Here is a 10,800-nt window from a genome sequence, read left to right on the forward strand (position 1 = left end):
CGCAACTATGAATGAATCAGAAAACGTGAATAATGATATCGAGCCAAAAAGCATCAGACCACGTAGTCTTGTTTTTGCTATTATCAGTGTCATCTGTATTGTTCTAATATCCGCCTTCTATATGTCTAACCGTATCTCTTCCACGTTATCTCAAGCGTCGACGACTAATAACGGTTTAACAGTCAGCAATATTACTAAAGAGGCTAATGCTAATCAGACTGTACAGCAGCATTCGAATAGCCAAAATCAACCTAGCAGACCTATAGTTATTGACGGTCATGAAGATGACACCGCCCTTAGCTATCATGACTTCAAGCAAGAAGCGCAAAACGTGCTATTTCGTGAGGAAGAAAAGATCATACAAGCTAAGTACAGTGCACATGGTATAGCGCCTGCTGTCAGCGCTGCAGACTTTAGGATAGAAGCACACAAAACCCTATATCGTGAATCCAGCTATTAAGGCCACTATTAGTACTATAAGATTATGTTGATAGCTATAAGTCAGTAAGTGAATAATATTAAGCCCCATTTCTCCTCTCTAAACATGAGAGAAGAGAAATGGGGCTTTTTTTGTGGGCTCAGTGCTCCATGCTTTAGCTAGCTTGTGAATCGTGTTAAGCCAGTTGATTTTTGAGCGTTCGTAAACGGCTTTTAAACTCTGAGCGGTCAACATAACAGCCTTTGAGACGACGCTCACCGACGTTTTCATCAAATGCGTTACGCCCATGCAGGACTCGGCGGTTATCAAAAACCACCATTTGACCCGCTGCTAATTTTAACTCAATCTTATAGCGACTGTCTTTTAATCGAGCCATTAGCTCTCGATAAGCAAGGTAGTAGTCGTACATAACGTCACTTGGTAAATCAAAAACATCTGCAAGATGCGCGTTGTATTTGATTTCGACAATATTGTCAAAGTTGTCTAAATTGATGACGGGGTGGTGCTCACGGATATCATGGGCAGTGTCATGAAAACGAAAGGGAATGGCATATTCGGCAAGCAAGCGAAAATACTCAGGCTGCTCTTCTCGTAACCCTTCTAACACCTTTAATCCGTCTACGAAAGTAGATTCGCCGCCTATGCTTTCATTACTCAAAAAATGCAAGAATTGATAGCCTGGAGGCAACTCCTGATTTGGCAAGTCGGTATGCAAAGGTAATGAGAGCGAGGTATAAGCCAAATTGATTGGTGACTTTTCTGATATCACATCAAAGGTCATACCGAAGTTAGTCTGCCGCAGATAATCGACTCGCATGGCGGTCTGTACGCCAGCATCAGAGTCATCTGGCATATTATCAATGATAGTAAGCCCATATTTATCCAGCGCACTCATCCACTCATATAAAGAACTGTCACTGGTCATGATGCTCTGCTGGTCATACATGGGGATGTGGTCAATAAACGTGCCATTCCAGCTTTCATAAGGACTGCTATGGTCCTTGACCAATGCACTAGAATACCCAAACTCACGTAACCAGCTTTGTTCAAAGTGACTGATATGCGCTTGTTCTGACCATTCAATCGTTAGCGTTGTCTCATCAAAAGAGACGGATAGTGGATGGATATCTTTTGAGATACTCAGTAAATCAAAGCTACGCTCGCCAGTGTGCGGATGAAAAGCCGATGGGCAGTTATCACGCAGCCAGATATAGTGATACGTACTGTCGATACCATCATTCCAGCGTATTTGAATAGCGCGGTCAATGAGCGCAACGGATTCTATTTGATAGTCAGTTGCTACGGCGATGTCTAGAAATGGTGTTGATTGAGGCGTTTCCATTGGAGCAGACCCTACATATACATGAAGTAAAAATATATTTTACGGTATCTTGTTCGGATCAGTTATTCAAACAATGAATTACGAATCACCTAATAGGCAATATCAATCAACGCAGTACTAAACTGCGATTGATATCTGGCGAGATATTTTTTGAAGGGTTTTGAATAATATTAAGGCTTCGCGAACGAAGCCTTAATATTTGCGACAATTGGTATAAGGTTTTTATTTATCCGAAAGCTACTTATCGAAAAGCTACCTTAACCAGTATTTCGTAACCCTGCAGCTAGCGCATTGATACTACGGATTAATGGATCTTCTACATTAATGTCGCCATGTGCTGAATCGTTCGGGGTGTCCTGTTGTCTAGCACGCTTTAAAAGCTCAATCTGGATATAGTTAATAGGATCTAGATAAGCGTCTCGCCACTGCAGGGATGAGGCAAGGTTTTGCTGATTGGATAATAAAGAGTCTTGTTCAAGCAGAGAGTTTAATCCCGAATTAGTCAGCGTGTATTCATCGGTGACCGCTGTCATGATTTTTTCGCGTAACGGCTCATCATCACATAGTTGGCTATAGGCCTCGGCGATATTCATATTGGCTTTGGTAAAGGCCATTTCGATATTACTGATAAACACGCTAAAAAACGGCCAATACTGATTCATCTTTTTCATCAATGCTTCGTCTTTTTTGACGCTATCTAGCGCACTACCGACGCCATACCAAGCAGGTAAGGTAAAGCGTGCTAATGACCAGCCAAATACCCAAGGAATCGCTCGTAAGGTGGTCTTACTTGGTAAACCCTTTTTACGGTGGGCTGGACGTGAGCCAATGTTTAATAACGAGATTTCTTGAACAGGGGTGACCTCGGAGTAGAACTTATAAAACCCTTCGGTATGATCGGTCAGCTCTCGATAACGCTGTTCGCCTGCGTCCGCTAAGCGTGCAAACAAGGATTCATACTCTGGCAACTCAGTCGGTTGTACCACAAACCGTGTAGAGCAGGCTTTTAGTGTACCCGTGATCGCCATGGTCAGCTCAAACACAGCGGTGTCCGTATTGGCATACTTAGCATAAAGCACTTCGCCTTGCTCAGTTACCTTAATCTGACCATGTAGCGTGCCAGCTGGCTGTGCAGCAATGGCTTTGTGCGTTGATCCACCACCACGGCTCACAGAACCGCCACGACCATGGAACAAGCGTGTTTTTATACCATATTGCTCAGCAATGTTATTAATAGTTTGCTGTGCACTATAAAGCTGCCAAGCAGAGGTGATAATGCCGCCGTCTTTTGATGAGTCTGAATAACCCAGCATGATCTCTTGTGTGTTATCCGTGTTCTGTAGCAGTCCACGATACAGCGGATTATCTAACACGGCAGGCAAGATTTTATCGATGTTTTTAAGATCTTCGATGGTTTCGAACAATGGTGCGACAGGTAGGTCAGCGGACAACTGACCTTCGTCATCAACTCTGCATAAGCCTGCAAACCGCATGAGCAGCAACACCTCTAGTAGCTGGCTAGCATTATTGGTCATCGAGATAACATAGCTACCAAAAGTAGCCTGTCCCACCAGTTTGCGTAGAGTGGCGACCGAATTCATCAGTGACAATTGCTCACGTGTTTTGTCTGTCAGGTTGTCAGTATAGATGAGCGGTGTGCCTGGGTTTTCTAGCAAGCGTGTCAACCACTCTTGACGTTCGGTTTCGCTTAGCGTCTGATAATCAGGCAGGTTGGAGGCACTAGCAAAGATATCTGCGATCACTTCGCCATGGTATGACGACTCTTGACGGATATCGAGCGCCGCCAAATGAAAGCCGCAAGTTTTGACTAAACGAATGACATCTAGCAGTAATCCTTCTGCGTGTGCCGTATCGTGTGTATTGACACTTTGACGGATAATGCGCAGATCTTCTAGTAATTCTTCTGGATTGGCATAGGCGTCTTTTTCAGCTTCGATATCCGTGCCTTTACTTTGGATGCGGCGATTGGTTGCTTTGACTTTAGTCAAGATGATAGAGAGCAGGCGACGATAAGGCTCATTGCTATAGTCATCGAGGTTATAGTCAAACACACGCTGATCGAGCTCATCATAACTTTTGATCTTGGCATATACGTCAGGTGAAACGGTGACAATGGTGTCACTATGAATCAGCTGGCGGCGCAGCTTTTTGAGTAGTACTTGATAGTGACGCAGCACGGTATCAGCATGCATCAATACGGCAAGTTCTGTGGTCTCAAAAGTCACAAAAGGATTGCCATCTCTATCACCACCAATCCATGAACCAAAGCTCATAAATGCAGGCAGTGGATAGTCTGTAAGCTCCGGATAGATATCGACAATGGCTTTTTTGATATTACGATACACTTTAGGAATGGCATTGAACAAACTGGCATTAAAGTAATGCAAGCCATTGTTAATCTCATCATATACCAACGGCTTACGGGTGCGCACTTCATCAGAAGACCATAATAGATCAATCGTTTGCGCCGTTTGTTCTTTAGCTTGCTCGTAGGCGAAGCTGTTTTCAGACACGTTATTTAAAGCGTCGCTATGCGTGAATAGACTTTGTAAGATATTCATCGTAGTACGGCGGCGCGCTTCGGTAGGATGCGCCGTAAATACAGGTGTAAACTTTAGCTGATCAATCAGCTCTTGCATTTGAGCGGGCTCAATATTGCGTTCACGACACTCAAGTAAGGTACGACGAAATGATCCTTCCCAGCTTTGCTCAGATTGCATACGCAGCTCATGACGCTGCTCACGCAAATAATTCTCTTCACTTAGATTGGCTAGGAAAAAATAGATAGAAAAGCCGCGTATGACGTTTTTTAAGGTTTGATTGTCTAAAGAAGCAATAAAATCGATAAGCTGCTGTTTATGTGCCTCATTCGGCTCACGGCGCTGTTGAATAAAGCCTTTGCGCAGCGTCTCAATCGTCTCTAGCGTCTGCTCACCAGATTGGCGAGAAATAGCATCACCTAATAATGAACCCAACAAGCTGGTGCGTTTACGTAGTACGTTGTTATCTAGTGTCATCTTCAACCTTCCTATCAAATGAGTGGATACAATACTATGGTTATCTTATACGTAATATCCTTATGGTTTTTTGCAATTTAACATAAATAGGTGAGGCCTGCTTGATGTTGATAGCAACTTTTTTACTAGTAGATACTGGCAGACCTCTAATGCACTATTATTAGAGCGATTCTTTATGACCATGCTCATTGCTATATTCTATCCAAAAGTCCGCATTATCCACTCCAGCCTTCCTAGGGTCAAAGACAGGATTTATACCTAATTTCATCTGCTCGTCGTAGTCTTTTAGAACTTTTAGAGCAACTTTACTTAGCAGTAAAATAGCAATGAAGTTTAAGTAGCACATACTACCAAACCCTATATCACCTAACGCCCACATCATACCGATTGACTGAACACTACCAGTGAAACAAACGATTAAAAAGACCAGTTTTAGTACATGTTTGAGAATGGGGTAGCGCAGTTTATTGTCCAAATAGACCAACGTAGTTTCGGCGATATAGTAATAAGCAACCAAGCAGGTGAAAGCGAATAAAAAGATAGCAATCGCAACAAAGCCACTTCCATACTGGTTAAAGACAGTAGATACAGCCGCTTGGGTAAATGCCGTACCAGCTTCAACACCAGGCATATTATTAACTAGGGTTATACCTTCAGGGGTCACTACGTTATACATGCCAGTTGATAGAATCATCAACGCTGTTGCCGTACAGACAAGCACCGTATCGATGTAGATAGAGAAGCTTTGCACTAAGCCTTGTTTGGCAGGATGTGATACTTCGGCTGCCGCTGAGCTAAAGGTCGCCTCGCCAGCACCCGCAACGTTTGAGAAAACAGCACGGCGTACGCCCCAAGAGATAGCAGTTCCAACCATACCACCAAACACTGCATCCATGCCAAAAGCGCTCTTAAAGATAAGAGCAAACATTGCAGGGATATTTTGAGCGTTAAATGCCAATACAATTACCATCATGAGGATATAACCGATTGCCATGACGGGTACGACCTTGCCTGCAAAGTTAGCAATACGCTTCACACCGCCAAATATAATGATACCTAGTAGTACGACAAGGATAATTCCTGTTACAACGGATGGTATATTAAATGCTGTATTAAAAGAGTCCGCAATGGTATTGGCCTGAACACCAGGCACTAACACGCCGTAAGATAGACAGGTCACGATAGCGACGATGATAGCAAAAGGTTTTAGCTTTAATCCTCTTTCAATATAAAAAGGGGAGCCGCCACGATATTGATCGCCGACCTTCTAAGACAACTTCCTTGAGGTTGCTTTGTGCAGAGTACTGTAGAAACAGTCGACCGACTTCGGTTGATCCTGTAAAAGAAACCATATCAACATCCATATGCTGACCGAGTGCCGCACCTACTTCTTCACCAAGCCCACAGACTAACTGCAACGCCGCCTTTGGCACGCCAGCCTCATACGCCAATTGTGTTAATCGATATGCTGAGAGCGAGGTTAATTCAGCCGGTTTAACAATGACTGAGTTGCCAGTTATTAATGCGGGTGCAACTTTCCATGCATACATTTGTGCTGGGAAATTCCATGGTAGTACTGCACCCACTACACCAATAGGCTCTTGTACCACAAGGCCTAGTGCATCTGCGCCAGTAGGAGCAACCTTGCCAAAAACTTTATCAGCTGTTTCGGCGTACCATTCAAAAGTTTCAATCGTAGCGGGCAGGTCAGTGTTGAGGCATTCAGTAATAGGCTTGCCTGCATCGACGCAATCTAAGGCAGCTAACTCATCCATATGATCATGCATTAACTGACACCAACGCTGCATAATAGCTTTGCGCTCTGCAGGAGACATCCGTCGCCACTCACCATGTTCAAAAGCGTCTCGGGCTGCCGTTACCGCCGTATTAACATCTTGCTGACTCCCATTAGCAATGCTACCTATACAGGTATTATCAATAGGGCTGTAGTTAGGGAGTGTTGTCTCGGATACTGGTACTGTAGTATCTATTAAATGGCCTGCCCAAAGCTGTTGGTTGCTGGCGAGTTCAAAGACTTGCGCTGTGGTCATACTCATTAGATTGTCCTTTTCTATATAATGGTAGGAACGATAAGAATGGTGCGATGTATCAAGACAGAAGTGCTAAAAATGACTGAGTCTCTTCTTTTGACATATCAGTCAAAGGTAGTCGTACTGACCCAACATTGATGCTCCCGTTAATGCAGCCTGCTTTGGCTTTTTGGTTATAGTTTCCAGACTCCATAGAGTGGATAGCAGGATACATGGCTGTCATCAGCTCTTTAGCACGGTTCCAATCGCCTTTTTGTGTGGCTGCAAACAATGCGACTTGTTCTGCTGGAAATACGTTAGCCGCACCAGCGATCCAGCTCTTAGCACCCCAAAAGAAGAAATCTACTGGTTGGTCGTCACAACCACAAACCACTTCAAAGTTTTCAAAATCAGCCTGTAGCATACGTAATGCATGGCTAAAATCGCCGCTGCTTTCTTTGACACCTACAATATTGGGATGTTTGGATAAATGCGCGACGGTTTCAAACTCAATGCTTACACCGACGCGTGCTGGAAAATTGTACATAATGATAGGTAGGTCAGTGGCATCAGCGACGGTTTCAAAATGCGCAATAATACCGTCTTGGTCTGGTAGGCTATACGGATTGGCTGATAACATTAAGCCGTCGTAGCCCAAGTTTTTGGCTTGGTGAGCAAGTTCGATAGAATGATTGGTCGATAAACTGTTGATACCTGCAATCAGAGTGACTTTGCCTTTGGCAGCGTCAGCGATAGTGGTCAAAACCAGTTCACGCTCTGCAGGCGAGAACGTGTAATATTCACCCGTTGTACCGCAAGCTACGATTCCGGTAACGCCTTTTTCTATGAATACATTGACCAGTTCGGTTAACTTTTGAGTATCGATATCTCCATTAACATCGAAAGGGGTAACGATAGGGACTAAGACACCATGAATGTTCATATAAATATCCTTATTTGATGGTGAGAGTCGTGAATAAACCATAGGTTGTTCACAACGTTATTGGTTCTATGAGTGATCATAGAGGTGAAATATGGGCTTATCTAAAACGATCTATACGATAGGCAGTAGGGTCTACGATGGCAGTAACATCAAAATATAGTGCGGCAATCATCTGTGCGCTTACGACAGCTTGGGTCAGACCTAAATGCTGATGACCAAAGCTTAAAAACACTGAATCCAATCTGTCTATGATGGGCAGTGAGTCTGCTGTAGAAGGTCTAAACCCCATCCATTGCGTATTGCTGTCTGTATCTAAAGGGGTGTTTAGCATTGCTTGAGCTTGTTTCAACAGCATTTGCGCACGGTTCATATTGGCTGGTGCCTCAAGCCCTGCATACTCTACTGTGCCCGCCAAGCGCAGGCCTTTTTCCATTGGGGTCATGATAAAGCGGCGATCCATACTAGAAACAGGGATGTTGAGACGCTGACTTTCGTTAGGGAGCATCAGGTGATAGCCTCGCTCTGTATCCATTGGTACTGAGACACCTGTGAGCTGTTTTGCTAAGGTTTTAGAGTGCGCCCCTGCTGCTAGCATGACTTTGCTGGCGTGAATCTGCTGCTGCGCTGTCGTTAGACGAATACCATCTGTTGTCACGTCCGCGCTTAAAACAGGGCAATTTTCATAAATTTTTCCACCGAGCGATCTAAAAATAGTACTTAGTTTATGAGTGACAGCGCCAATATTGGTGATATGACCCGTTTCTGGAAAAAACAGAGCGCCCAATTGATTGTCTCTTAACGCAGGCTCAAGATCTGTCAGTGCTGACTGTGACAGTAGGCTGTTAGAGACACCCAAACTATTTAAGCGTTGACCATGTGCTGTGAGCGCTTTTAAGCTGTTAGGCTGCTCTACGCACAATAAAGACCCTTGTATTTGTATCCAAGAATGTAACTGCCATTCTTTGGCAAAATTTTGCCAAGCTTGAAGGCTCTGTGCATTTAGTGCCAAAAGGGCTTGGTGACTGCGTGCAAATGGTTCGGTACGCATGTTAAGTAATAACTTAAATGCCCATGGTGCTAAGCGTGGAAGGTAGCGCCAATCTATCCGCAGAGGCCCTTCAGGGTTGAGTAGCATGGCAGGAACATGTCGTAAGATACTGGCATCAGCAATAGGGAAAACCTGTTCAGTGGCAATGTGACCTGCGTTGCCATAAGTTGCACCGCGAGCAATTTTATCGGCTTCCAAGATTGCAACTTTTACCCCACGAGACTGTAGGGTAACCGCAGCACATAGTCCGATAATGCCACCACCGATGATATGTATATCAAACACTTGTGTGTCCATGAGAGTCTCGCTTTTCTGACCTTGCTGAGCAGTGATTGGTTACTTCCTAAAAGCTATATAAACTAGTATCTATAAAGAAATACCCCATTTGAACGGATCGCTGTCTTGAACGATGAGTGAGGTCTCTGCACATACGTAGGCGCACCCTCGGATCGTGGGGATAATAGTATTGACAGAGTGGTTATGAAGAGAGCTATGATGACTAAGTACATCAATAGTCTGATAGCTGGCACTAAAGACACTGCCAATGATGCTTTGCTGATACCAAGTCTCACCAGGTGCGAGTACATTGTCTGCGGCTAAGCAAGCTAATTTGGCACTGGTTCCAGTACCACAAGGAGATCGATCGTAGGCAGATCCAGGGCATAATACGAAGTTTTTGCTGTTAGTGCCGGCGAGATCGCTCTTGCCAAACAGTTCTATATGATCAATTTCGCCATTGTTAGCACCCATAATTCCAGACCTATGAAGTGCCTCCTTAATCTGTATGCTAAATTGAGTAAGCTCCTTAACATTACTGGCTTCAATAGCTTGCTTATGATCGTTGACTAAGAAAAACCAATTACCACCCCAAGCGATATCTCCATAGATAGGACCGATATTGGGTACTTGAACTTCTACCTGTTTTTGGTAGCGATAAGAGGGGACATTCTGGACGCTACAACTACCATCATCATGTAAGGTTGCTTTAACTAGGCCTACGCTTGTTTCTAGATAGTGATCACCAGCGGTTATCTTTTGTTGATAAGCTAGAGATGCAATAACGCCGATAGTGCCATGGCCGCACATACCTAAATAGCCATGATTATTAAAGAAGATCACGCCAGCCGTGGCACGAGGATCAGAAGGCGGGCACAAAAGCGCTCCGACAAGCACATCATTACCACGAGGTTCTAGGATAATACTTTGACGTAAATGATCGAAATTCTGTCTGAAGTCTTGAAGTTTTTCTTGAATAGATTGCCCACTAAGCTCAGGAAATCCTTCATACACCATACGAGTAGGTTCACCGCCAGTATGTGAATCAATAATCTTAAGAGTGAAAAGCGTATCAAACATGACTGCCTACCTGATTCATCCGTGAGTTAATATACTGTTAGCGTTATTCATAAATGAACAAGGCGTAAATATAGAATGACGTTTTTCAGAAAAGCAGTCTTGATGTTTTTATATGAATAAATGCGCATTTCTGCACAGGTTATAAGGATATTTAGGAGTATAAATATTGTGTAGCACCCTAAAATACCTGAAAAGCTCAACGACAAGCTTGAGATGCTATATGGGAATATACCGATGCGGCCGTTAGTATTAGAAACACCTACAAAACAACTGTCAAAACATCTACAGACTTATCAACCAGCCAATTTTGCTGAGTTTGTTGGCAATATATCGTTATTGATGCCTTTGTTTGACACTATGAAAAATGTGGTGTTTTTGAGCTATGCTGAAGAAACCGTACAACTAAACTTGGTAAACTAAGCGTATTAACTGGAGTTTACCATGACCAAGAAAGTAAGAACCTACAGTGACGAATTTAAAGCAGAAGCCGTTAAGAAAATAGCAGACAATAACGGTAATGTTTCAGCCACAGCCAAGCAACTTGGCATAGCGATGCAAACGTTATCGAACTGGCAGAACAAAGCCAATCAAGGCAAGCTTATTG

Annotated in this window: 10 protein-coding genes; 3 read left to right on the forward strand and 7 right to left on the reverse strand. The window is 43.7% G+C overall.

The features are described 5' to 3' along the window. Positions 1–7: 7 nt before the first annotated feature. A complete protein-coding gene (locus QL898_RS11595; RefSeq protein WP_290176920.1) occupies positions 8–460 on the forward strand; it encodes a hypothetical protein in 453 nt (150 codons plus the stop codon). Between the two features lie 154 nt (positions 461–614). Here QL898_RS11595 and QL898_RS11600 read toward each other — a convergent pair whose 3' ends face one another. The 7 genes from QL898_RS11600 to QL898_RS11630 all read right to left on the reverse strand — a co-directional run bounded on the left by QL898_RS11600 (position 615) and on the right by QL898_RS11630 (position 10,196). Further along, positions 615–1,781, reverse strand: a complete 1,167-nt coding sequence (locus QL898_RS11600; protein ID WP_290176922.1) for a TauD/TfdA family dioxygenase — start codon at positions 1,779–1,781, stop codon at positions 615–617. 257 nt (positions 1,782–2,038) lie between these two features. Beyond that, positions 2,039–4,819 carry a phosphoenolpyruvate carboxylase gene (ppc, locus tag QL898_RS11605; RefSeq protein WP_290176923.1) on the reverse strand — a complete coding sequence of 927 codons (2,781 nt, stop codon included), beginning with the start codon at positions 4,817–4,819 and terminating at the stop codon, positions 2,039–2,041. A 160-nt stretch (positions 4,820–4,979) separates the two neighbouring features. Further along, on the reverse strand, positions 4,980–6,047 hold the full coding sequence (locus tag QL898_RS11610) for an alanine/glycine:cation symporter family protein (protein ID WP_290176936.1): 1,068 nt from the start codon (positions 6,045–6,047) through the stop codon (positions 4,980–4,982). Continuing rightward, positions 6,043–6,876 (reverse strand): aldehyde dehydrogenase family protein, encoded by an 834-nt coding sequence (locus QL898_RS11615; RefSeq protein WP_290176924.1) that lies wholly within the window; start codon positions 6,874–6,876, stop codon positions 6,043–6,045. Before QL898_RS11615 ends, QL898_RS11610 begins: the two co-directional genes overlap by 5 nt. 52 nt (positions 6,877–6,928) lie before the next feature. After that, on the reverse strand, positions 6,929–7,792 hold the full coding sequence (gene dapA / locus QL898_RS11620; RefSeq protein ID WP_290176925.1) for a 4-hydroxy-tetrahydrodipicolinate synthase: 864 nt from the start codon (positions 7,790–7,792) through the stop codon (positions 6,929–6,931). A gap of 97 nt (positions 7,793–7,889) precedes the next feature. Then, a complete protein-coding gene (locus QL898_RS11625; RefSeq protein ID WP_290176926.1) occupies positions 7,890–9,137 on the reverse strand; it encodes an FAD-dependent oxidoreductase in 1,248 nt (415 codons plus the stop codon). Between the two features lie 69 nt (positions 9,138–9,206). Continuing rightward, positions 9,207–10,196: a proline racemase family protein gene (locus tag QL898_RS11630; protein ID WP_290176927.1), complete on the reverse strand. Its 990-nt coding sequence runs from the start codon at positions 10,194–10,196 to the stop codon at positions 9,207–9,209. 234 nt (positions 10,197–10,430) lie between these two features. Here QL898_RS11630 and QL898_RS11635 point away from each other — a divergent pair, with 234 nt between their 5' ends. Together QL898_RS11635 and QL898_RS11640 are read left to right on the forward strand one after the other, a co-directional pair. Then, on the forward strand, positions 10,431–10,616 hold the full coding sequence (locus tag QL898_RS11635; protein WP_290176928.1) for a hypothetical protein: 186 nt from the start codon (positions 10,431–10,433) through the stop codon (positions 10,614–10,616). Positions 10,617–10,637: 21 nt separating this feature from the next. Next, on the forward strand, positions 10,638–10,800 hold a 163-nt coding region (locus QL898_RS11640; RefSeq protein ID WP_252962504.1), incomplete at its 3' end, for a transposase.

The sequence above is a fragment of the Psychrobacter sp. APC 3279 genome (assembly GCF_030407795.1).
Taxonomy (GTDB): Bacteria; Pseudomonadota; Gammaproteobacteria; order Pseudomonadales; family Moraxellaceae; genus Psychrobacter.

What these genes read in the sequence shown, in the direction of transcription:
- QL898_RS11595 (WP_290176920.1), top strand. Translation starts at nt 8, where the DNA reads ATGAATGAATCAGAAAACGTGAATAATGATATCGAGCCAAAAAGCATC.
- QL898_RS11600 (WP_290176922.1), bottom strand. Translation starts at nt 1,781, where the DNA reads ATGGAAACGCCTCAATCAACACCATTTCTAGACATCGCCGTAGCAACT.
- ppc (WP_290176923.1), bottom strand. Translation starts at nt 4,819, where the DNA reads ATGACACTAGATAACAACGTACTACGTAAACGCACCAGCTTGTTGGGT.
- QL898_RS11615 (WP_290176924.1), bottom strand. Translation starts at nt 6,876, where the DNA reads ATGAGTATGACCACAGCGCAAGTCTTTGAACTCGCCAGCAACCAACAG.
- dapA (WP_290176925.1), bottom strand. Translation starts at nt 7,792, where the DNA reads ATGAACATTCATGGTGTCTTAGTCCCTATCGTTACCCCTTTCGATGTT.
- QL898_RS11625 (WP_290176926.1), bottom strand. Translation starts at nt 9,137, where the DNA reads ATGGACACACAAGTGTTTGATATACATATCATCGGTGGTGGCATTATC.
- QL898_RS11630 (WP_290176927.1), bottom strand. Translation starts at nt 10,196, where the DNA reads ATGTTTGATACGCTTTTCACTCTTAAGATTATTGATTCACATACTGGC.
- QL898_RS11635 (WP_290176928.1), top strand. Translation starts at nt 10,431, where the DNA reads ATGCGGCCGTTAGTATTAGAAACACCTACAAAACAACTGTCAAAACAT.